The organism is Bacillus sp. FJAT-27245 (genome assembly GCF_001273955.1).
Lineage (GTDB): Bacteria > Bacillota > Bacilli > Bacillales > Cytobacillaceae > Bacillus_D.
The window spans coordinates 1,323,444-1,348,231 of sequence record NZ_LIGI01000001.1 but is presented as its reverse complement, the minus strand read 5'-3'; the positions used below and the strand labels follow the sequence as shown (position 1 = coordinate 1,348,231).

Below are 24,788 nucleotides of genomic sequence, written 5' to 3'. Positions count from 1 at the left end.
TACCCCATATAGCACGGCTTTCCCCCTATTGTTTTTGTTGCCGTTTGAAAAATTCATGAATTTTTAGCCCAACCCTTACAGACAGCATTTCTTCTGAATCTTCAAAGTCCATGCCCGTAATTTCCTTTATTCTTTCCAGCCTGTACATAACAGTTTTATAGTGAATAAAGAGAATTTTGGCTGTTTGGGCTGCATTTTGGTTACATTCCAAAAAGGTTTGTAATGTTTTAAGCAAATCCGCTTGATTTGTTTGCTGGTATAAGAGCAATTCTTTAAGTGATGATGGAACAAACTGATTTAAAACATCTACGTTATCAATGTGCCGCAAGAGCCTAAATATCCCTAACTCTGAAAAGGAGGTTATTGATTCGACTCCGTTAATCATTTCCCCTAAATCCAGCGCATCCTGCGCCTCCTTATAACTTTTAGGCATGTCACCTATATTATTCACAGTATTGCCTATCCCAACCTGGACCACAATGTCTTTTACTTGTTTTTTTATCAATTCCTGAATGTCCTGAGAAGTTTTTTTAATTTGCTTCAACCATGATGAATCCTTCTTGCCTTTTTTCTCTACCTTCCAAAGAACAATGAATAGATTGCTTTTATTCGCAATAATTCCATTGGGCAAGTAATAATGGATAGCTTCATTCACAACGAAATGGTTGCGATCCGAATATCCTCGTTCATTCTTTTGGCTCGATACGTTATCGGATAAACGATTTATTTTGTATAATACTGCAACAAAAGAGCCATCCAAATCCCAGCCGATTAAATTTGCCTTCTCATAAATAGCATCTAACGAGTATATATTTCCGCTAATCAGCTCTTCCAATAGGTCAAGTTTATGTTTCTTTTCAACCTCGGCAACAGCGAATTGTTTAACAAATTCGAGAGACAATGACGTTGCAGCATTTTCAACAGCAATTAAATCGAGTTCTCCCAGAGAATTATTCATTTCGCCGATCAACAAATACTTTCTGTTATGGTTTAGTGTTTCAATCGGAACAACAATTTGGTGGCCGATCATATTATCCGTATCCAAATACTTCACAATCTGCCGGTAATGAGGAAACTTAATCCCCGCAGTCTGCTCATAAACATGGACTTTTTCAATTATCTTAAATGCAGCAAGACAAGGAAGGGTTGACACGATACAACGAAAATTACGATCGAAAAGAGCAACGGGATTGCCAATTAATTTTTCAAGTGTGTTGATAATTTCTTCCGGTCCTTTATCAGCAAGTGACAAGGCGGTAAAGCGGTCATGAATTTCCTTGTAATACTGCAGTTTGTTTACTTGATTATTGAACAGTTCTCCCATAATTGGATACATGACATCAACAAAAGGGACCTCTTTCGGCAGCTGAATAATGGGCAGCCCGATTTCTTCGCCTGCTTTAATCAATTGGCTTGATATTTCAGTATCAATTTTTTTAATTACTAGCGCACTAACGCCTTTTTCTGCCAGCTTGGTGATGAACGCGCTTTGTTCCTTTTCATTAAAAGACCGAATAGAATATAGGCTTGTTAAAATTACTTCTCCACCCTTTATCCATCTTGTAATATCGGGTGCTTCCATAATGGTGATGCCTTCAATCGTTTTATGCAAATATTTTTGTCCCGCTAAGACTACAGCGTCTTTGAGGGATTCCATTTCAAGCATATCCTTTACCTTAACCTCCATTTTGCCGCAGTCCTTTCCTTTTAAGATAAAGTGAACCATTCGAGGGCGTTTTGTTCATCCCCCACTGATGGATAGCCGTACGGAGTCCGTTTGGTTCGGAAATCGGACCTTTACGGACAGTTGAGCCCCTACCTATCTTTACTTCGTTGCCACTGGTCTTGGGTGGAGGACCTTCCCGCCCGTCAAGGGAGTTAAAAATTCAACGATCGGAATAACAATGTTTTTATTATACATGAAAAAATATCGTGAATCTAAATGCTAGAAAGAGGGATGACAGTATGATAAAAACAACGATTGTGTACAAACGGGAACAGGGTTATGAGATAAGAGGAAGATATTCCTTATGAACAATCCGTACTAATGGCGGGACATTAAAAAGCGAGCGCCGAGAGTAAATTGATAACAATTCCCGGAGGAAAGCATGCCATAGGTGCCGATTGGCAGGATTCAGTTCTCCAAAACCCATCTAATGAGGCCGTCGACTTTTTCAAAAATAAAAGAGAAAGGGCTTGAGAGGAATCTCTCAGCCCTTTCTGCCATCTTATCCATTATCTTACTCTTGCGTTTACTTGAAGAACCTTATCTTCGTTTTTTTCATCTTTGCTTTCATCTTCCTGGCCATACCGATCCCAATTAAATAAATTTTCCAAAAGGAGCGCCAGGATAATTCCCACTAGTAAACCGCTGCTAAGCAATGGGCGAATCACACTTGGTATTGATGCAAAATACGATGCAGGCAATGTCATGATAATAACACCTACAAATAGCGGTACCGATGAGCGATATACATTGATTGTATTAAATTTAACTTGGTTAAAGAAATTCAAGGAGGAATTCAGAAGCAGCAAATACGAGACAAACAATACCGCACTTCCTATACTTAATGGCAATTGAGAGAAAAAGTGGCCTATTGGCGGAATAAGCCCCATCACCATAAACATGAAACCACCGATAATAAATGGAATCCTTTTTAAAATTCCTGTCTGGCTGAGAAAACCAATGGACGACACATAAGGTGAATAAGGAACGAGGCCAAGCACACCAGCAAGGAGGGTAAAGATGCCAGTAATAGTAAAGGATGCCCGATATTGTGATTTGCTCGTCTGTTCGTTGTACATATTCTCGGTTCCCTTTAATGATCCAACCGTATTTGCTGTATTCAGCAAGCCGGCAAGAACGGTTGTAACAATAATTCCTATGTCCCAGGCGGGCTTCCCTAATGGAAATAAGTGAATTGAAAATGACGTAACTTCGTTTAGAGGACTCTCAGTTTTAAAAATAAGGGCATAAGCAATCCAGCCGATAATAATACCAAGCAATAAACCATAACGCCTGACGCTTGGAGGTGCCTTTATACTAATCACAATGACAATCACCGCAATAAGGATAGAGAGCAATGAAATTGACAAATCGATTTGCGCACCTTGGGTCTGGTTGCCGAATGGTATACCCAGCATCCCCTTCAGGAAGATACCAATCAGTTGGCATCCGAATAAAAACATAAATACGCCCATTACCGCTGGTTTAAATAATTTTGCAAGGTAAGGACCCATACCGGTTATCCCAATAATAAGCGTCAAAAATGCGGAAATGATAATACCAACAGTAAGGCTTCCTCCCAAAATTGGTAAAGGCATACCTTGTGCAGCAGCAGTAGTACAAAGAGTTAATATAATCCCCCACCAAAGTCCGGATTGCCCTTCCATGATGGCTCGCTTATGACCGAAGATAGCTTGAACGATACAGGCCAAACCTGTGATTATAAATGAAAGCTGTAACAAGTTAACGACTTTAGACGGCTCCAGCTCAAAAGCAGCTCCTACAGTGATTGGAATAACTACAATGTTTGTAAAAATAAAAAAGAGCCATTGTAAGCCCGAGATCCAATTGCTTGATTTCATTAATTCCTTAATAACAATCGCCTTCTTTTCAAAATTTTTTAACTAACCTACTTAATTGAAGCTTTTATCCCCAGCAAAATACCTATTATCGTATCAGCCCCGGATGTATGGCCTATTTTTCTCATTTCTTCAAGCGCAATCGAAAATTCTGGACTCCGAGGTTTATCTAGAACAGTACACAATTGAATAAGATGTGAGTGAAATTTATTTTCCGTTGCATATAAAAGATATTCTAAAGCAATTTGCGTTGTCCTCTTCCGGCCATTTTCCAATAAGTAACGTTTCAACTGCTGCTGAAAAGCTTTGTTTGTTCCTTCCATTGCTGAAAAAACGGCACAAATTCCTGTAATAACATCATCCCCGCTTGGTGTTAACCCGAGTCCCCTTCCAATCCAATAATTAAATACGTTTTCAGCTTCTACAGCTTTATTCCCATTGGCGAGCTTTTTCAAGCTGTCCAATTGATGTAAAGTTAGAAGTTCCTTTTGATATGGCGCGGGCTCTACCATATACTTAACGATTGCCACTTTATCCTCAGTTGTCTCCGCCAAGCCTGTTCGCCACTCCTCCTGAAGCAACCTTTCCGCAATAAATAAAAAATTTTCCTTTACGTGCTGCCGCTCCGAAACACAACCATGAAGCGTATGATTTGTCATTTCCGCCGTCTCAAACGAAAGGGATGTTCTATCAGAAAAAAACAAGGTGTTTGATGAGAGATCCCAAGCTACATCTTGGTTACTCCTCAACTGCAGAGTAAGCTGCCGTACATCATGCTGATTCAAGCCAATCCCAAATGGGGATAACCCATTTTCCACGGCACCAACATGGACTAAATGTTCACCAAAAACCAAGTTAAAACTGTTGTTAAAAATACTATGGACACATCCTCTAGGATTCCTTTCAACGATTCTAAATATTTCATCACTGAAAGCGCACGCTGCAAACCTACTCGTATCCTGATTATTATTGTTTCTCATTGAATAAATCAAACACTTCCCCTCCAGTACTGAAACGGTTTCCTTGAACACTTCCATAGTTTGCTCATTAGGTTTGCCATGAAACGAAACGGATCATACCTTTAACTATATAAGATTAAATGATATTGGGTCTGAGTGTCACTGTTCAAAGTAGACAAAATAATTTTTGCTTTTTGTACACTTTTCACGTAGAATACACTTTGATAACTAGTAAATTTGAGGGATAAAAAATGAAAACAATTAATGATTTATTTATTTTAGAAGGTATGAAAGAAAGTGTCGTTCTGGCTGGCCACAGAGGACTTACTCGAAATGTTCAATTCGTTAATATATCAGATACCCCCGATGTCATCAAATTTTTAGACAGCAATCATTTACTTCTCACAACCGGGTATGCGTTTAAAGATGATATACAGCTTATGTGTGAGTTGATTAAACAAATGCATGCGTTAAATTGTTCGGGAATCGTTATTAAAATTAACCGATTTTTGAAGGAATTACCAACGGAAGTTAAATTGCTAGCCGATGACTTGGCTTTTCCAATTATAGATTTGCCTACAAACCATACTTTAGGGGAAGTATCCCGCCACATTTTGAATTACTTAAATGATAACGAAACCGAGCAGCTTTATTATGCCCTACATGTCCAAAAAGAGTTTTCCAAAATGATGATAAAAGGATACAGCCTGAATGTACTAATCGAACAATTAGGACATTTTTTGGCCCGCCCAACTCTTTTATTAAATCACAGAGGAGAAAAAATCGCCTCTAGCCATGATTTTGGTATGGAATCAATGAAAGCAGTCGAACGGGAAATCATTCAAAAAGTAAAGGAAGATTTAGTCTCTGCCCGGCAAGGCACGACATTTACGCTCCCGTTACGAGACAATCAATCCATCTCCACATTTCCTGTGCAAACAAAACGGCTATATCCAAGTATGTTGGTTATCTTTGATTCTTTAACCCTGCCCTATCCCTCTTCACAAATGGCCATTGAACAGGCTGGCAACGTAATTTCATTTACAATCATTAAAGAACAGGCTATCGAGGAAAATTCTAGATTATTAAAAAATAATTTCTTTGATGAATTAATTGAAATGAGAATTGGCTCTGAGGAAGAGATTTTAAGCCGTGGAAATTATTATGGATTGAAAGAAAACATGGATAATATTTGTATGATTTGTACCATTGACCAAAAAGGGCAAAATTATGAATCATTGCAATTGTATGAAAAAAGAGTCGGAGAATTATACAATAGTATTTATGATCAGCTCGAGGATGAAATCATTCATAATAATATTGAAGCAATTTTATTTACAAAAGAAAAATACTTTGTCATGATTCTCCAATTCCCCAAATATGACGAAATGGATATGGATAATCTAACCAACTTTATTGAGAATTGCCAAACCAACTTACAGGGCGATTATTCCATTTCCTTCGGAGTCAGTAATCCGGTCTTCTCAATAAAAGATATTTCTACTGCCTATCACGAATCGGTAGAAGCATTACTGGCTGGATATGAAATGAACAAGATGGGATTCATAAATTTCTATAAACCGAAGGAGCTTGAGGAATTACTGAGCGCTGTTCCTAAAAAGGATTTAAAAGCACTTTACGAAAATACTTTAAAGTCACTTGCTTATCCTAAGACAAAAGAAGAACTGGAGTTAGTAAAAACCATACAAGTTTACCTTGATTCCCAGTGTGAAATTTCCGAGACATCAAGGAAATTGTTTATCCATAGAAATACGGTTAAGTATCGTATTGAAAAAGCGGAAGAAGTGCTAAACTGTTCCTTTCGCGATCCTGCAGATTCACTGAGAATACGTGTTGCTCTCGTTATCGGAACGATCCTTAAAGAGGACGAAAGCCAATAAGTAATAAAAAACCAAAACCCTTAAACATCGGGTTTTGGTTTTTTTCTTATCCTTAAACTTCTGCTTTTCCATTAACAGTGATTTTTCCGTTATCAAAGACAATTTCACCATTGACAATCGTTGTTTTGACTTTCCCTTTAAATGTCATGCCAACATAAGGGGAATGCTTATGGCGGTAGAACAAATCTTCATTCTTAAGTTCAAAGCTTTCATTTAGGTTAACAATGGCCAAGTCCGCATCGTAGCCTTCGGCGATTGTTCCTTTCGTTTCCAGACCGAACAATTTAGCCGGGTTTGTCGCAGTTAATTCAACAATTTTTTCCAATGGGATATTTCGTTTAAAATGGCCTTCCGTCAACATAATATTCAAGGTAGATTGTGCACCAGAGATACCGCCCCAACCTTCAAAATAGTTGTCAGTAATCTTCTTCATGGATGCAGGTGCAGGTGAATGGTCGGAGCCAATGACAGTAATTTCACCGTTAGCGATAGCCACCCAAAGATCTTCCACCTCTTCTTGATCCCTTAATGGAGGAGCGCATTTTGCCAATGCTCCTTTTTCCTCTAAGTCCTTAACTGTCAGAGACAGATAGTGCGGGCATGTTTCGACTGTTACATCCACGCCCCTTTGTTGAGCTTCCCTTATAACCTGAACAACCTTTCGGCTGCTTGCATGGACGATATGAAGTTTACATCCAGTTGCTTCTGCGTATGAAATCACCCTTCGAACAGCTTCAATTTCAGAAATAATTGGCCTGGATTCAACATAATCCCTCGCGGTTGTCTTGCCCTGGCTTTGTTTTTCTTTTGCCAGTTGATCACAAATAACCGTACTTTCCGCATGGACAGCTAAAAGAGAGCCAAAGGACGCAATCTCTTTCATGCCCTTATAGAGTGTTTCATCATCAACGTTATCGAAATCAGCAATCCCGCTTGGTGACATAAATGCTTTAAAGCCAATGACACCATTTTCATGGAGTTCTTTTAAGTCGCCAATATTTTCCGGTACAAGCCCACCCCAGAAACGCGGGTTAACAATCGACTTTTCATCGGCAGCTTCGCTTTTCAGCTCTAAGTTCGCTTTGTTAATGGTTGGAGGCGTACTATTCAACGGCATATCAAAGAACGTTGTTACACCGCCCGCTGCCAAACTTCTGCTTCCTGTCTCGAGCCCTTCCCATTCCGTTCTGCCAGGTTCGTTAAAATGGACGTGTGTATCGATTAACCCTGGAAGGATATGTAGCCCTTCAGCATTAATCTCTTTATTTGCTGTTGCCTCTAGTCGTTTGCCGACAGATACTTCTTTAATCTTGCCATCCTTAATGGCAATGTCACCTTGGACGGTTGACTCCGATGTGACAATATTCCCGTTTCTAATAATCAATTCGTATGTAGCCATGTTTCTACCTCCCGTCATTTAGTACCCTTTGCCATAGCCGAACGATGGCTATGGCAAAGGGGTAATTGTCTCGTTTTTATAGCTGGTTATTTAGCAGAAATCAGCTTTCCTACAGGGTTGCCAACAATGCCTTTTTCCAAATCGAAAACGACATTCCCGCGGACGATTGTTTTCGTTACACGGCAGTCAATCTTCCTGCCTTCATATGCGCTGTGCTTATTTTTATAGTACAGGTCTTCCCTTTTCACGGTATAAGATTGGTTAGGGTCGACCAGGATAATATCCGCATCCTTCGAGACGGCAATTTCACCTTTATTTGGCAAGTTGAATCGTTCAGCCGGATTAGTTGCGATTAAATCAACAAACTTTTGTACTGGTAATCCACGTTGTTTTACAGCCAGATCAAACATGAGGTCGACGTTATTTTGAGCGCCGCTAATTCCGCCCCATGCTTCCCAAAGGTTTCCTTGCTTTAAGTCCTCAGTGCAAGGCGAATGGTCGGATGTTAGCCAGTCAATATTCCCGTTAAGTAGCTCGTCCCATAATTTTGCTTGATCCTCTGCTTTTCTAATTGGAGGCTGACATTTTGCTTTAGGACCAATTTCATCTACTTGCTCGGCAGTAAAAGCGAAATAGTGAGGGCAAGATTCAACTGTAACATCTACACCTTCTTCACGAGCTTTTAAGATAGCTTGAATCGCCTCGGAAGTACTAATGTGTACTAGATGCAATTTACAACCAGTTTCTTTAGCGAAAAGAATCGCACGCTGGACGGCATCCACTTCTGTAAAAACAGGGCGGGATTCCGCATATTCTACTCCAGAATTTTTGCCTGCTTTAGCAAATTCTTTGGCAAGCCCGGATGTAACCGAAGGATTTTCCGCGTGGATGCACAGCAACTGATCCAATTCGGCCAATTTCTGCATCCCTTTATACAAGGTATAATCATCGACATTTGTGAAATCGCCAGGGATGTCACTTGTGATATCAGACATGAAGCACTTAAAGGCAAGGACTCCCGCATCAGACAATTCCTCAAGCTTGTCCAGATTATCTGGTACAAGACCGCCATAGAAGGCATAATCAACATAGTTCTGGGTTTTTGCCGCTTCAAGCTTCAGTTCCAATGCCTCTTTATTGATGGTTGCCGGGAGTGCGTTCAATGGCATTTCCACATAACTCGTCGTACCGCCGGCCGCTAAAGCTTTCGATCCAGTTTCAAAGCCTTCCCATTCTGTTCGGCCTGGCTCGCTGATGTGGACATGCGTATCAATCATTCCAGGCATGACATATTGTCCACTTGCATTAATTACTTCTTTTGCCTCATCAGTAATTTGTTCCGCAATACAGGAGATTTTTTCATTTTTAATCCCAATATCAACCTGATAAACGCCATCCCGTAATACAACATTTCCGCCTTTAATAACTAAATCAAATGCCATGTAAAATACCCCTCTCAAGATCAAGAATTTTTTTCATTCACTTAAGAATTTTTCATTCAGTTTTGCCATTTCTTTCTTTAACTATTTTCTTCATTTAATTTTGGCGTCTTTTCAAACAAAGTACCTTTTGAGTGCGGCCATTCAATCAATATATAAATGATAAATGCCGAAATGACGCCGACAAACCAGGACATGTCGTAAAGCGGCTTCAGGAATGGAATGAAATTACCACCCAAACAAAGGATGCCCGCGATAATCATTGTTATGATGGCATTCACATTAAAACCATTTTTATAATTGTATTTGCCCTTTTTTGCATACAGTTCGTTCAAGTCAATATTGGTTTTTGAGATGATAAAATATTGTGCTAACATAACTCCGGTTACTGGGGCTAATATCCCTCCAACAATATTTAGGAATGTGAAAATACTTGTTGGGTTTTCCATCAACTTCCATGGCATAACAAGAATTCCAATAATTGCTGCAATTATTGCACCGGACTTGAAAGTAATATTTTTTGGAAATAAGGATGCTATCTGGTAACCTGCAGGAACAATATTTCCTGTAACGTTAACAGATAATGTTGTTAAGCATAGTGTAAGTACTGATATTGCTATTGCAAAAGTACTATCAAACCGCGCAACGACATTCAGTACGTTCCAAATTGGTGTACCAAAGGCAATTTCAGAGCCTACAATAATTGAAATACTTGCAACCGCAAATAATAAATACGCTACAACAAGACCGATTGTTTGTCCGATTGCTTGGTCCTTCGTAGACTTCGCCAACCTTGTAAAATCTGAAACATTGACAATTGGTGCTGCCCAAGCAGCAATAACCGCTGTCACAGAAGCGATGAAGATAATTACTTTATTACCGGCAACCCCTGAGCCGGTATAAGCTAATATTGGTCCAATCCCACCTGCTAAGTTAATGGCCCAAATTGCCATACCTCCAAAAACTATGTAAACAAGTGGTGAAAGGATATTTGAAAATTTCCCTAAGAACCCCATTCCTCCATAAATTAAAGCAACATTCAATAACCAAAAGATTAAAAAGGAAAGTAAAGAGGGCATTGATAATCCTAAAAGGTTCCAATTTCCACCTAACGTTAAATACGCCGGCCAAAGCTTTCCAATTAAAATGGATAATGCTTGGCTTCCTGCGTAGGTCTGAAAACCGAACCACATGATCGCCACAATGACTCCCCTTAATACTCCTGGAATCATTGCACCTTTCGTTCCAAAGGACAAGCGGAGCAGCATCGCAAATGGTAATCCATACTTTGAACCTGCATGGCCATTAAGGACGAGCATTGCAGCTATTATTATGGAGGCAACCATAATGGCGGCAAAAACCTGCCCAACTGACAATCCTAAGGCAAACAGCCCGCCGATTGCAATATAGTTAGGTATGTTATGGACAGCACCCATCCAAACAGATGAAAAATTCCCAATGTTCCATTTTCTCTCTTCTTCTTTTGTCGGCAAAACGTCATCACTGTATCCAGCAGCTTTTAATTGCTCTCTATCAAAATGACTCAAATGAATCCCTCCTTGGATAACTCCAATAATCACCGAAGCTTTTTGTTCAAGTTCATCATTACTTGAACATATATTTCGCGTACGCAATAAAAAAATGCAATGGGGTCATCGAATCATGTCGAAAAACATTTCTTTATTTTTTAACGCCATGACTATTATACATAGTATTCCGCTTAACTTCTTTAGGTTTATTAAACAAAATGAATATCTATTTTTAAATATAATGCATAAAAATTTGATGTTTATATTCATTTCGAACAATAACTAGTGCAACTTGCACATTAATAAAAGGCGAATTTCGTCAAACATTTAAAAGTCCTATATACAATAGGACCTTGGGGTTGTTTAAGTTGTACGGATAATAAAAAAATACTTTGCAGGGCATCCTCTGCAAAGTATTTTTTATCGTTCTATTTCTACTTCTCAAAAATCGTCCCTGTTTTAAAGCTTGAGCCCTTAAAGGCGAACTTCGATAGAAGATAATAAGCTGTACCTGCTACGACTAAACCGATTATCCATGCTAGCTCAACCTCTAGGAACGCAGCGCCTGCACCGATAAACATTGCAATCAAGCCTGCTGGATTAAACCCAGAAAAAGGACCATCTTCCTTATACAATTCTGCAGTATTTACTTTCTGCTTTCTTAAAATATAATAGTCGACTAATAATATTGAAATAACCGGCCCTAAAAATGCGGAATAGATTAGAATGAACATATTAAGACCCTTAGACGATGACTCCTGGATAAGCAACCAAGGAAATGCACCTAATGCAAGCAATCCTGTTACCGTTACAGATGCTTTATACTTTAATTTTGTAAGCAATGTAATAACATAAGCTGGCGGAATAATGTTAGCAACCATATTTGTTGCAATAACCGCAACTACAATAAAGGCAGATACAAAAACTGAAATATAAGGATTATCGATTACAATTGGGAGTGCTTTTGCAGGATTTGTTACACCCGTTGCCGCAGCAAGCATTGCCCCGATTATAATAACAAAACCATATGATAAGGTAATTGGCATAAAGTATAATGCCCCGCGTTTTCCATCACTCATACCAGTTTTAAGTTCCCTGGAATAGTCAGCGGCACTTACAAAAATTCCTGCATAATTCCCTAAAAAGACCATAATGAGTCCGAAGAACGGCAAGCCCCATGAACCTTTAGCCTGAACCCAGTTTTGGGCAATCTCAGCGCTATGTGATGTTAAAAGAATTCCGAATACATAAACGAGTGCTGCCATGAAAACAACAGACGCAACCGTCTCTACCCATTTAATTGCATGGAAACCGTATAATGAAAGCACAATCTGAAATAATTGCAGCGCTACAAAGCAAATAGCAACGTTATCAAAACTTCCACCCGTAACAATCTTAGCAATTTCATTTAAGGCAGTTCCACCAATCCAGCTTTGAATCCCGTACCATACGATGGCGGGTACCCCACGCAGCAGTGACGATATCACAGTCCCTTTAGTCCCAAAGGACATTCTAAGCTGTACGACATATGGAATTCCTAATTTGTAGCCGGGACGATCATTCAGTGCAAAAATAGTTGAAATGATCGCAATTGCGATGACAGCTGCTAAAATTGTTTGAAAGATGTTTAATGTCGCAACCCCCGCTACTATGACACTGGCCCCCAGCGTCATATTACCTAAATTAACGCCGTCGCCAATCCACATGAAAACATAGTCTCTCGCTTTGACTGTCCTTTCCTTATCCGTTTTCGGATATAATGATTCATCCACTCCCGCGACACGTTCAATCTCCGTCTCTTTTGTATGGTAACTTTCAATTATGGTAGACATATTTCATCCCCTTTTCATGTATGCCGTATCCGAAAACGCATTTGGTTTGACCAATTGGAAGGTTTTACCTTACTTACCGTAAAATTATTTTTATATTGCTAGAGGTTGCCTTTTATCAATTTGCTTTCTTTATAGCCATCGATACGCCAATTAGTTAAATAATTTTCAGTTCCATAAAGGACATTAGGCCAAACAATTTATCCACCGTGAATACGTTTTCTTTATTAACAATACGTATTATACATAGGTTTTTCAGTTAGGTCATTATGTCTATTAAACAAAATAAACAAACCACGACTATTGATACTGCATAAACTATTTTAAAATAATCATCGAGATGAACAACCATTTGTACAATTTGAACAATAGAAAAGCAGGCGCTTTTACCTTTTTATGTAAGACGAAACTTAAATCGGTGGGGGGCCTCATCCCCATTGATTGTTAGTCCCGTTTTACTGCCGCTAATTCGCCAAAGTATTACGATTAAGCGGCACTACGAACCCAATTGGTTGAACTATGCTGCCAAAAGGCAGCAGCAAGTTTCACTGCGCCTTACAAATAGGGCTTTTACGGACAGTTGATTCCTAGCCTCCTTCTACCTCGTTAATCAATGGAATCTTGAAGTGGGGTCTTACTGCCCGTTAATGCGGGATAAAATCACTCGAAATTAAACGCAACTACGGTTTGTATATGTTGAACATTGCTAAATGAATCATGTAACATACTTGCTTGGCATAAAAATAAAAAGGAGTGATGTTTTATGTAAACAGTCACTCCTTTTTATGCTTCTTTTTTAAAACCAGCACTTTTGGTGAAGAACCTCTCTTCTTATTTATTTTCTTTTTTTGGCAATCATTTCGATTTCAACTTCAGCTCCTAATGGCAAAGCTAACACTGCTACACAAGTCCTTGCTGGATATGGTTCGGAAAATTGGGTTTTATATACGTCGTTCATAGCAGCAAAATTATTCATATCCGTTAAATATACATTCACTTTTACCACATCATCAGATTTAAGGCCCGCCGCTTCTAATACCTCAAATAAATTTTTGAAACATTGCTTAGTTTGTTCTCCAATATCCCCTTTCAGGTTTTCCGCTGAAATTGAATTCATTGCTGTTTGACCTGAGAAATAAACAAATTCTCCTGCATCTACCGCATGTGAATATGGGCCAGATACTGTTGCGCTCTTTGCCTCATAAACCTTCCTCATCTTGATGATTCTCCTTTTTTATATAATATCAATATAATGTCCATATTACTGAAAGGTGATTGTACATTCAATAAAGTTGCTTTTAATTAAGGAAGTTATCATTTGAGTGGCATCAACACCTAATGAAAAAGGCATTGGGAGCGGTATCTTCCCAATGCCTATTACATCATCGTAGTTTTGAATCCAAGCGAAAAGCTAGGCTTCAACTTCACTCTCACTTTTGTATACCACTGCCGAAAGATTCTTTGGTAATTTGCAAGCATCCATCCAAGAATTTTTCCGTTGCAATATGCAGCAATAAGTGTAGCAATTCCAATCGATCGCTAGCTCCCCATCCCACTTGGATAGCTTTTTTTATAAGCCCTGCCTGTTCTTCTCCGCTAATGTAATTTTATTTTCAAGAAGTGTTAGGTTTTTGGCTTGTTGTAATTGAATGTTTTTTGTGTAGCAAATTTGTTCACATAAAGAACAGTCCACGCATTTATACGGGTGTAACGTGATTGTTTGCAGGCCGTGTTCTGTTTTCATCGTCAGGGCTTCCGTCGGACAAAGAATCGCACATGCGCCGCAAAAGTGGCAATCCTCGTTTATTTGAGGCAAACGAATGTCCTCTTGATGACTCAACGCTTCATTTCCCTTTAATTCCGTCAAAAAGAGCGATCGCTTATTCATAAATGGATACACTGATTCATGCGTCATTTTTTCAATTAGATGACTGCCTACTTCGTTCCACTCTTTTTTTAGCTTCGCCTGGGAGTCAGCTTGAAGTTTCTCTTGGTATGTTGGAATCCTGTTAGAGCCTCCCAGCATTTCTTTTATTGCCAGTTTATTTGTTGATTTCATTTCCTTAAAGAAAGCAGAAAGAAAATCCCTTCGATCAACATTATAGTCGACGCTTTCCTTTGAACCATTTATTTCGGAGGTAATCTTCATCTTCTGGCAACTAATCGCTTCCCCGGCTTGAAGTTCCCTTCTCCACAATTTTTCGCCCGTGCTAATATCACAATCAGTACATGCCTGTTCAGGTTGATAGATCGATAGATTTTCACATTTATTCAATAATGTCACCCATGCTTCTTTTGGAATCATTCCCAGGCATGGGACCGCAACCGATGCGGCATTTTTTTTTGAAACTAGCGCCCGCTCACAATGGAGGTACACTTTTTCATGCTGCTCGCTTTTATGGATGACTTCTTGAACAAATTGAGTGAGAGGGGGCTGATTCATTGTTATGGCGCCTGTCGGGCATACCATCCCGCAAAGGCCGCAATCCACACAGCTGCCAGCGATAACAATATCCTTATTTACGAAGGATATGCTATTTTTGGGACAATGATCGACACAGCTCGTACAGGTGCTTTTTGTAGAAATCAACTTCGTACAAAGATTGGCCTCCACACTCAATACTGCCATTTTCTTATCGATGACATTTACCCAATTTAATAGATTCATATCCTTCCCCCCTGTTCTACTTACAAATGGATCGCTGTTTCATAAAATAAAAACCTGCCCAAACATTCACTGGCTAGAAGGATTGTGAAAGCTGCCGAAAAGATTTTCACATTCCGAAATTTGCTATTTTTATACGATAAAAGCATTAGCGCCGAGGCTGCAAGGAATGTCACGACCCTTACCCAGAAGAAGACATGCGTAAATGTTAATTTCGCTGTTTCCACAGCTTCAGGAAGACCTGCAAGCAAGGTGGAAAAATAGACAACCCCGACAATGGCTGCCACTGCTAGCGCTGGAATTGAGAGGCGTGAAATATTAATCGCCTGCTCCCTTTTGATTGCTAAACAAGCGGCCACATATAATGGCCCCAGCAAAAGCGCTGTTAAAAAGAAGGCTAACAGTGTATTGGCGCTATCCCAAGCTGGAATCGCCGGGATCATATAAATTTTTGCCGATGAGAAGATTGCGATGACTCCAATAACGGAACCAATCCATCCGATTACGCCCCGCTTTGCGGCATCCCCTTTGTACCAAAACCATGTGTAAAGGAGTATGAATCCAAGAAATGCCCCATAAAACACAATCTCTCGGCTCAACCAGGAGACGCCGAAATTCAAGATAGCACGGTACGCATGCAGCGGCTGCCCTAAATGGAGCATCGATACCAAAAGTGAAATGCCTCCTAGTACAAGGAGCGAAAGCAATATCAGCAGTCCTGTATTTTTCGATATGCCGCCTTTTGTTCGATCCAGCCACCAAAAGGCCACAAACCCGCCTAAAAGAAGCTGCGAAATTACAGTGAAGATGACTAGTGGAAGGTCATGCATCGTTACGCCCTCCTAAACTGCTTGCCTGGTTTTGGCAAGATGAATTGGGTAGTAGGATGTGTAATGGACGGGTCGGCAAATGTCGGCACAATGCTCACCGTTCCAGCAGGCTGGACTTCATTATAATCAACGATTTCAATTGCCTCCATCGGGCATTTCGAGACGCAAATCGGAGATTCGCCTACATCAAGCCGGTCATAGCACATGCTGCACTTGTCCATTTTCTTTTTAACAGGATTATATTGCGGTACGCCAAACGGGCATGCCTTTCCGCACATTTGGCAGCCGATGCAAAGCTCCTGGTTATGGACAACAATGCCATCCTCCTCGCGCTTCGTATACGCCCCAACCGGACAAGCCTTCTTACAGGCAGGCTCATCGCAATGGTTGCACGCTGTCGATACAAAGGCGCGGACGGGAGAACCGACCATGTCCTCCGGCAGCTCCCTTACCGTTCTCCTTCTCATCTGTGGTTCAAGCTGATAAAAGCTTTTGCATGAAATTTCACAGGCATGGCAGCCGATACATCGATCGATATTTACTAAAAAGCCTAATTTTTTGGCCATTGGCTCCCCTCCTCCTTATGCTTTTTCGATTTTGACAAAATTATCATGGAAGGCGATTCCGCGCTGGCCTTTGCTGTAGTCGCCCATATCCGAGGGAATGGCCTTCACGTTGAAGTTTTCCGTGTAATTTACATCTTTCCACCAGCCCTCGTACATCACGACAGTATCAGATGGAACAGTTTTCGTTAATTTTGCCGGCAGCGTCAAATACCCTGCCTCATTTTTCACATGGACCAAATCATTTTCTTTAATCCCGTACCTTTTCGCCAATTCAGGATTCATCTCTACAAACGGGTGGCTTTGGATTGCATCAAGCCAGTCAATATGCTGGAACTGGCTATGGATGCCCAATTTCCAGTGTGGGGACATGCATCGAATCGGATGCTCCCCGTCGGCTTTGTATGGCTCGACAAATACCGGCAGCGGATGGTGGCCATATTCGGCTGCCTTCCTGGAGTAAAACTCGTACTTTCCGGATGGAGTCCTGAACTTAAGGTCTTCCCACGCAACCGTTACCTTGTCGTTCGCCTTTGCGGTCCCGCCATTTTTGCGAAGATCATCCCAGCTTTTGACGCCGAATAACTCCCTGATGCCATCGTTAAATTCTTTTTCAACCCATTCTTCAAGCGAGCCTGACACTGGGAATGTGCATGAACCTGGCGCAAGCTCATTTAATTTCTTCGAAAGGCCCATGGCAATTTCGAGATCGCTCTTTGTTTCATACAAAGGTTTAATGGCCTGCTCATTTGCATTCAACCAGTAATGCCAATAGCTGACGTTAACCCCTACAGTTTCAAACGGGGTTGTGACAGGCAGAACAATATCGGACAGTTCAACCGTTTGGTTCATATACAAATCGGCTGTTACAACCAGATCCATTTTCTCGAATGCCTTTTTCACGACATTCGGCTCGGGATCCTGGGCGATCGGGTTCCGGCAGGCGATCCACATCATCTTGATCGGCGGGTCATTGGCATCCAGAACTTGCGCACCGAAATTGTTCATATTCACATATCGGTCAGCTTCACCCTGTGTTCCTTCAGGTACGCCAAAACCCATCGTATGGTAATTAAAGCCCCACGTTTCCCCGCCGATATAATTAACTCCGCCGCCCCTCTTTCCGATATTGCCGGTCATTGCCGCGAGCGCATCAATCGCCCGGACCATCGAACCACCGTTTGTATGGCGCTGCATCCCAAAGCCAATCCAAATATTTCCCGGCTTCGCTGTCGCGTATTCCCTTGCGATGCGTTCAATTAACGGCTTTGGAACGCCTGTTTTCTCGGCAGCCCATTCAACTGTAATATTCTTTTTCACATAAGATACAAAATCCGAAAACCCAATCGAATGGCTGTTGACCCATGCTTCATCGTGAAGGTTATGATCCAAAATATAGCGAATCATCCCAAGGGCGAGTGCGCCGTCCGTGCTTGCCTTCAGTTGGATATACTCGTCTGCCTTTGAGGCCGTCTGGGTAATGAGCGGGTCGATAACGACAAGCTTTGTCCCCTTTTCCTTCGCCTGTTCAATAAAGTACATCGAATGCGCAGAAGTCCAGGCCGGATTAGAACCCCAAAGAATGATATACTCGGCATCCATAAATTGCTCCGGGTCATTGTTATACGCTGTTCCCATATCAAATGTTTGCGCGTCCGAACCAGCCGGGTCACATGGCGTCCCTTGGGCCCTCGTTGTATAGCCGATACTTGAAAGCATTCCTTCTGTTGCATAGTTTAAAATGTTGAAATTGCCTGAGTACTTGTTCAAGCAAATTGGCAGCGTATTGCCGTATTCCCGTTTAATTTCAAGAATTTTTTTGGCGATGATTGTGTAAGCCTCATCCCAGCTAATCCGTTCCCAATTGCCAGAACCGCGCCCCTTTTGCCTCATTGGGTATTTAATCCGATCGGGTGAGTACACAACACGCGGATACGTATTCCCTTTTACACATAGGCGGCCTTTTGTATAGTTATTGTTTTCATTTCCAGTAATAAATGTGATTCTCCCATTCTCGACTGTTGTCACAATCGAACACGTATCATAACAATTTCGCGGGCAGGCATTATAGAAATGCTGTTTTTTACCGTTTGAGCTCGCTTTGGCGGTCGGGACAAGCCCCCGTGCCGCTTTATTTCCAATCGCCCCAAGCCCAAATAATGTACTAAGTGCCGCGGAACCTTTTAAAAACGTCCGGCGTGTAAAGTTTTCAGTCAACATCAATCTTCACCTTCGATCATCTTTTTTTCGAGATGCAAGAATTCTTTTAGTAAAATGGCCATCGCACGGGTAATAGGATTAGTACTGTTTTTGACAATCCGTGCGCAGTGTTCAAATGCCCATTGCAAAAGATGACTTTCAAGAAACATCTTATAAAGCTGGCCATTATCCCCGTTCGCTTGTTCATTTAAGAGGTGCAGGATCAGTTCCAATTCGAATTGGATGTGGTCATCCGGCATCTGGCCTTCATCGGCAACCTGAAGCCCGGCATGATGGTAAAAATTCCGTACCTTCAATGTTTCCTGCTGCAAAACAGTCCCCTCAACATTCCGGTAACTCGATTCATACGGCGACGCCAGCAACTTATTCGGGCCTACAAATAAACGGTTGTAATCGTATGGGAATGTTTGGAAGTCGACATCATCGGCCTCTTCAAAGAATTGAATGGCTTTTTCTGCCTCACCATTTATTCTTGCAAGCTTGTATTCTCTTAAAATTTGCACGAGACTTCCCCATTCTTTTGTTCCAAACTGGAGTAAATCCCCACGATAGTAATGGCAAAACAACTGATAATACAACAACCGTTCTTCTAGTGTCATCACTGTTTCTTTTATGGCAGCCATATCATTCGGCCTCTTTTTCTTTCTGGATTTCCTTTTGCAGCTTCTCGAATTCAGCCTTTTCTTCAATTGTTAGTTTCATGTCCTTTTTTACTGTAGGAGCAGGGTCACCGACATACTCCTCATTAGGGATGAATTGAATATTTTCTTTCATGCTGTTGTCTGCCTGTTGCTCACAACCTAGCAGTGAAACGGACAGTACGGCCAGGAATAATATATTTTTCATAATTCATAAACTCCCTTCAATATCTTCCTTATAGAGTATTATGCTCACTGTTGAACAAGCATATAAGTGTAAACAGGTTTTCATTTCCCGGCGGATAAGCTTTTCTAAAGGAATTCCCCTTTTAGTTTGCTCACTATTTCACAATAAGACAGCCAATATGCTGTTCATGCATGTGGAAGACGGGAAAATACTCTACAGTTTTTTACAATTCCACACTGGCCACAGTGATTTTCTTATATATTGAGTATAGTAGATAAATCGCATCATGAATTTAGAAACTTTGACGAAAACGTGAAAGTTTTGACGAAAATTGTTGCGGCTGCATGTTATGGGGGAACGTGACTAAAGAGGGATTCCGGATGGGAGAAGTTAACGTGTCCTTATCTGCAGCATCAGGGTTTGGAAGGACTGCAGCGGCGGCTCTCAAAGCAGAAAGAAGAGTGAATACGCTGATTAACCAGTCTTCGGGTTCCTAAATTCCATAAAACGGGTAAATTGTGACAAATCCGGTAACACGTCTTTTAATCCCGGATATAATTTATTAATCCCGGATATCTGCCCTTAAATTCCGGATATATTTGTAAACTTCCTAAGAAAACTAATTCGGACGATTTATAGCGGGCTGTCTTTGGCGTATTTTAACCGAAAAAGGGATATGGCCTTATAAAAACCGCTAGTTCAACTTTCCTAAAACGAAAAGCGGCCACTTTTCACAAAAAAGGAACGCTTTGCATTTTGGTCTTCTATGACATATCATAATGTCCTCTTTTCTTTTTACTATTTGATAAACACGAAAAGCACCCTCAAATAAGGGTGCCATTTTGTATAAATATTGTTCCTTAAATTATGCCCCGAACAAGCCTTCGGTTGCTTGGATCCAAGTCTTTGCAATTAGCATATTCCCCATACTGTTCATATGGACGCCATCCAATGTCAGAGGATAGCCCTTGCCTTTTTTCAAAAAACTGATAAAAGCCTGGTGGGTTGGGACGATGGTCGCGCCATAGCGTTCCCCCAGTTTATGGACAATCTCCACATAGGGGCTCAGCTTCCGGTTCCCTTCGCTCTGAATTTCCTCTCCAATCACTGTAGGTTCCATTAAAATAATCGCTGCATTCGTTTTTTCCCTTAAATCGGCAAGAAGTGATTCGTATATTTCTTCATATCGGTCAGGATAGATTTGCTCTATCTCAGGTGAATCAAGCTGGCGCCACACATCGTTGATACCAATTGAAATGGATACAAAATCCGGCTGCAAGGAAAGTACGTCCTGATTCCAACGCTCGGCCAAATCGCTCACGCGGTTCCCGCTGATACCTTTGTTAACAATTTCCATATCCCACTCCGGATAGGTTACCTTCAAATAATCGTGAAGCAAGCGTACATAGCCGGTACCGATGGGATTACTTTCACTTTTCTCCCAATGGGTAATACTATCGCCAATAAACACAATTCTCCGTTTCATGTTTCACCTCCAAATGTAGAATTGCCGCTGGACTCGGTGCCCTCCGCTTCAATCAACTTACATTTTCATATAGATTGTCTAAGTATTTATTTCAACCTATATTGTCCACTGCGTTAATTAACTTTTTCGGGCCTTATCTTCCCACTTGTCCAGATAATCGTCCAGCTTTTCTCCGACAAAATGGACATATTGCGAAATCATGCTGAGAGGATCGGCAATATCGCCCTCGGGCTTTCCTTTGAACGGCTCAAGCTGATTTTTCCACTTCACCACGTCTTTGATTAGCAACTCCGCTTCTTTTATGGCGTCCACCTTTTCCGGGTCAATCAGGCGGCTCGGAAATAGAGGTGCGTTCCATTTTGAAACTTCCGAAAGGGCGGTTTCCATTTCCTGCAGCATACGTTTTACTTCACTGCCACGGTCTCCAAATATCGAGTAAAAATCTTGCTCAATTTCTTCGAAGGAATCACCCCATGTTAATCGGGCAAAGAAATAACCGTTTAACAGCTGAACCGATTTCCAGGGATACAACAAATCCCCTTCATTTGCATCGGGCTTCGGAATGTAAGGAACAATCAGATTGACGATTTGTTCAATTCCCATCCCGGAGTACAATTCAATATCATCCCGAATCCTTTGAAACAATGGCGGAAACAAATCCCCCAACATAAAATGGTCACTATAATATTCAAAAACTGTTAACTCCCGATTATTCTCTTCCGTCGTTTGGCGCCATTTCCGAAGTGCTTCGTATGCCCTTTCTTCCTTATGGAAAGATTGGCGATAATTCCTTCCCCAATACGCAAATAATGTATCAACCGATTTTGAACTGGTTGTCTCATTAGGCAATTCCAGCATCTCCCACGATAAACCTGCATTATATGCGATATGCTCAACTTGAATATCCGGAAGCTCCGTTTGGATTTGCTCGGTAAACTCAATATAATGATTCAGGAAGCCGTTATCATCCTTGATTCCAATATCCGCCGGCCAAAGGGAAATTCGGGTAATTGAATTTGTTTCCCTGCAGTAACCCTTAATTTTATCGATAACCGAGGTTTTCCAGTGTCCTTCAGAAAAGTTGATTTGTTTTTGGCTGGATTCAGATTCTTCACGTAATAGATAATGCATACTATGTCCACCTAAGGTAATGTCCATGCCCCTTTTCTCAATTTCCTTTTGCACGATATGCTCTACCTTGTCCCATAACATAAAAGTAAAAAATACCTCATTAATATACTGTTTAGCCGCCCAGTCAATTAGTTGCAATAGAAATTCAGTGTCATCATAATTCTCAACAACGAGGCCTCTTCTTTTCATTTTTCCGCTGTGGACCTTGGATGGTTCCAACCATCGCTCCACGAAATCCAACTTTTCTTTTGAAAAGAAACCAACCCACTTGTACCCAAACAGCTTTTTACAGATATGGTATACCCCAAAGAGCACAGACCGTGGGTTGGATCCGAGAATGAAGACTTCGCTATTTTTTTCCAACACTTGAAAAGCGTCAATGGACTGATCCATATGAAAATCGGATTCTACCACGAGGCCTTTCCTGTAGAAATCCTGAAAAGTCCCCAATACAAAAGAGTGCCTGGCCCCATCCCCATATCTAAGCAGCTCTTCTTCCGCAAACTTTATTGGTCCGGCTTCGTTTAAGATTCTACATTTGATGGTCGACATGCAGACACCTCGTCATTTTCTTTAGCATCAATATCGATCATGGATTGATTCAGTTCTTTTAAGAGAAACCCGGCTAATATGATGGCATTTGTCCAGCCGCCTTCGATAACGTATGCACCCCATCCGGTATCGCCATTATTGCCGTAATACTCGCCGCGTTCAAGATGGAAGGAACGCATCCATCCGCCGTTAAATTCTTTTTTATCAGAGGCAATTTGGATGCTGGACAGAAAACGGGCGAGGTTCTCGTAAAGGCCTTTCACAGCCGTATCACCGGTGGCTTTCCATGCCTCCCAGGTATTCATGAGCAAAAAGTTGTTCGTATACAGCTGATCCGCAATCCCTTCATGATTCATCCGGAAAACTCCTGTATCTTCAGCACCATACCGTTCCGGGTCAGGGTTGTCACTTTCCTCAATCCCGCCCAGCTCATGCTGGTTCCCGGATAAATAATGGATGACGTCATATAAACCTTCGCGAATCGTTTCGTCCCCCGTCACGGCATATACTTCTGACAAGGACAGGAGAAACCTGCTGTACCCCGCTGTCTTACTGTACATGAACTTCAAATTCTCTTTATTTTGCAGCAAAGCCAATGTACCCTGATGCGCCGTTTCTTTGAATCTCTCGTCTTTTGAAACCAAATATGCCTGAATAAATGCGGCGTGGACGATTGATTCGAAATGTGGGTTCATGCTGGCCGAGGTGGAGTTTTTGAAAAAAGAACTGCCGTGTTCAACCAATTCTTGTTCACGGATGCATTCCGGACGCAATCCATTCCTGTTTTGCGTGTTCAGCAAGGAATAAGCGGTCAAAAGGCCTCTTTCCCTGTATTCTTCAATTCCGGTTTTCCGGTAGAGATACAACAACACCAATGCCACCCAGCTATTATCATCGGAAAAAATTTGATCAGGCTTGCTCTTTGGGCATTGGAACCATTTCCAAAAACCATACGTCACTGAATCGGGATCGGTATCCTGATAGCCTTCCTTGAACAAATAGGATAGTAAGTTGGCTGAAATGCTGCTCCATTTCGCATCCTTCGTGTATTCACCATATAAGTGAAAAAAAAGCGCGGTATGGGCATGGCAATCCGGCCGGAAATCCTTGCTAATATCACTCCGGATCGAATGGATATTTTCATACACTCCCAGACTCCCATCGTCCTTCGGCAAAATGCCCGAATGCAAAAACCAGTTCACACCTTGTTCGAGTGTCTGTTCAACACTTTGATTCCCGGAGAGTTGAATGGTTTGCTGAAGCGGCTGAACCGGTAATTGGAAATCACTCTGCAGTGATTTTATGAATGCGTTCCATAGCCAATTAGGCCGTAAAGTCCACGGCTGTTCGTTTCCTAAAAATGAAAACGCGGAGAAGATTGCTTTCCCCTTGCCGTGTCTCTTCATGACCATTCCCGGATAGCCTACACTTATTTCAGTTCGATGGGTCTCATGGAAATTCCCGATATCCAACAGTCTTACCGTATCAAAAGTAAATCCGGTTAGAAATGGGCCGTGCCACTCAAGAAGCTGGCCTTTTTTGCAATGGTGGCTATCCCTTGAAATGGCCAGCTTTTCAAGGCGCCTATTTGTCACGGTAAAATCTTGCTTGAAACCAAAAAGCCGCGATGACGGGAAGTCCTCGCAATTGATTAGTTCTCCGTATAACGTCCCGCCATTCTCAACATATTCCCATAGCTTCTCGAGGATTTCATAGGAAAGTTTCAGAGGCTTTCCGCCCTCATTTCCATTAATAAAAATTGCCGAATATTGCAGAAGATCTTCATCAGCCAATGGATTGATGTCTGAAAAGTAATTGGTGCATACAACATAAGCATTCATTTGTTTGCTTTTATCCACTAAAGCTATCAAGCTA

Annotated in this window: 18 protein-coding genes; 1 reads left to right on the top strand and 17 read right to left on the bottom strand. The window is 41.3% G+C overall.

Annotated elements, in window-relative coordinates; genetic code table 11:
* Positions 1-25: 25 nt before the first annotated feature.
* The 3 genes from ADU24_RS06520 to ADU24_RS06510 all read right to left on the bottom strand — a co-directional run bounded on the left by ADU24_RS06520 (position 26) and on the right by ADU24_RS06510 (position 4,577).
* A complete protein-coding gene (locus tag ADU24_RS06520; RefSeq protein ID WP_053368809.1) occupies positions 26-1,687 on the bottom strand; it encodes a PucR family transcriptional regulator in 1,662 nt (553 codons plus the stop codon).
* A 548-nt stretch (positions 1,688-2,235) separates the two neighbouring features.
* Positions 2,236-3,588, bottom strand: coding sequence for a uracil/xanthine transporter (locus ADU24_RS06515; RefSeq protein WP_053365870.1), 1,353 nt, complete (start codon positions 3,586-3,588; stop codon positions 2,236-2,238).
* A 47-nt stretch (positions 3,589-3,635) separates the two neighbouring features.
* Positions 3,636-4,577 (bottom strand): DUF2877 domain-containing protein, encoded by a 942-nt coding sequence (locus ADU24_RS06510; RefSeq protein ID WP_053365869.1) that lies wholly within the window; start codon positions 4,575-4,577, stop codon positions 3,636-3,638.
* A gap of 218 nt (positions 4,578-4,795) precedes the next feature.
* Between ADU24_RS06510 and ADU24_RS06505 the strand changes: the two genes are divergently transcribed.
* Complete coding sequence (locus tag ADU24_RS06505) at positions 4,796-6,445, top strand: PucR family transcriptional regulator (protein ID WP_053365868.1); 1,650 nt, start codon at positions 4,796-4,798, stop codon at positions 6,443-6,445.
* 52 nt (positions 6,446-6,497) lie between these two features.
* Here the strand turns inward: ADU24_RS06505 and ADU24_RS06500 are convergent, their stop codons facing one another.
* The 14 genes from ADU24_RS06500 to ADU24_RS06435 form a co-directional block, all read right to left on the bottom strand.
* Positions 6,498-7,844, bottom strand: coding sequence for an allantoinase (locus ADU24_RS06500; RefSeq protein ID WP_053365867.1), 1,347 nt, complete (start codon positions 7,842-7,844; stop codon positions 6,498-6,500).
* A gap of 86 nt (positions 7,845-7,930) precedes the next feature.
* Positions 7,931-9,286, bottom strand: coding sequence for an allantoinase AllB (allB, locus tag ADU24_RS06495; RefSeq protein ID WP_053365866.1), 1,356 nt, complete (start codon positions 9,284-9,286; stop codon positions 7,931-7,933).
* 77 nt (positions 9,287-9,363) lie between these two features.
* Complete coding sequence (gene allW / locus ADU24_RS06490) at positions 9,364-10,830, bottom strand: allantoin permease (protein WP_053365865.1); 1,467 nt, start codon at positions 10,828-10,830, stop codon at positions 9,364-9,366.
* A gap of 416 nt (positions 10,831-11,246) precedes the next feature.
* Complete coding sequence (locus ADU24_RS06485; protein WP_053365864.1) at positions 11,247-12,644, bottom strand: NCS1 family transporter; 1,398 nt, start codon at positions 12,642-12,644, stop codon at positions 11,247-11,249.
* 832 nt (positions 12,645-13,476) lie between these two features.
* Positions 13,477-13,857 (bottom strand): RidA family protein, encoded by a 381-nt coding sequence (locus tag ADU24_RS06480; protein WP_053365863.1) that lies wholly within the window; start codon positions 13,855-13,857, stop codon positions 13,477-13,479.
* Between the two features lie 354 nt (positions 13,858-14,211).
* Positions 14,212-15,309: a 4Fe-4S binding protein gene (locus tag ADU24_RS06475; protein ID WP_053365862.1), complete on the bottom strand. Its 1,098-nt coding sequence runs from the start codon at positions 15,307-15,309 to the stop codon at positions 14,212-14,214.
* Between the two features lie 20 nt (positions 15,310-15,329).
* Positions 15,330-16,136: a dimethyl sulfoxide reductase anchor subunit family protein gene (locus ADU24_RS06470; RefSeq protein WP_053365861.1), complete on the bottom strand. Its 807-nt coding sequence runs from the start codon at positions 16,134-16,136 to the stop codon at positions 15,330-15,332.
* A 2-nt stretch (positions 16,137-16,138) separates the two neighbouring features.
* On the bottom strand, positions 16,139-16,702 hold the full coding sequence (locus ADU24_RS06465) for a 4Fe-4S dicluster domain-containing protein (RefSeq protein ID WP_053365860.1): 564 nt from the start codon (positions 16,700-16,702) through the stop codon (positions 16,139-16,141).
* A gap of 15 nt (positions 16,703-16,717) precedes the next feature.
* Positions 16,718-18,919: a molybdopterin-dependent oxidoreductase gene (locus tag ADU24_RS06460; protein WP_053365859.1), complete on the bottom strand. Its 2,202-nt coding sequence runs from the start codon at positions 18,917-18,919 to the stop codon at positions 16,718-16,720.
* Entirely contained in the window at positions 18,919-19,542 is a 624-nt protein-coding gene (locus ADU24_RS06455) for a TorD/DmsD family molecular chaperone (RefSeq protein ID WP_053365858.1), read from the bottom strand. The genes ADU24_RS06460 and ADU24_RS06455 overlap by 1 nt, the downstream gene beginning before the upstream one ends.
* A 1-nt stretch (position 19,543) precedes the next feature.
* Complete coding sequence (locus tag ADU24_RS06450) at positions 19,544-19,765, bottom strand: hypothetical protein (RefSeq protein WP_053365857.1); 222 nt, start codon at positions 19,763-19,765, stop codon at positions 19,544-19,546.
* 844 nt (positions 19,766-20,609) lie between these two features.
* Positions 20,610-21,230: an SGNH/GDSL hydrolase family protein gene (locus ADU24_RS06445; RefSeq protein ID WP_053365856.1), complete on the bottom strand. Its 621-nt coding sequence runs from the start codon at positions 21,228-21,230 to the stop codon at positions 20,610-20,612.
* A 117-nt stretch (positions 21,231-21,347) separates the two neighbouring features.
* Positions 21,348-22,913, bottom strand: coding sequence for a hypothetical protein (locus ADU24_RS06440; RefSeq protein ID WP_053365855.1), 1,566 nt, complete (start codon positions 22,911-22,913; stop codon positions 21,348-21,350).
* Entirely contained in the window at positions 22,886-24,784 is a 1,899-nt protein-coding gene (locus ADU24_RS06435; RefSeq protein ID WP_053365854.1) for a hypothetical protein, read from the bottom strand. The genes ADU24_RS06440 and ADU24_RS06435 overlap by 28 nt, the downstream gene beginning before the upstream one ends.
* Positions 24,785-24,788: the final 4 nt, after the last annotated feature.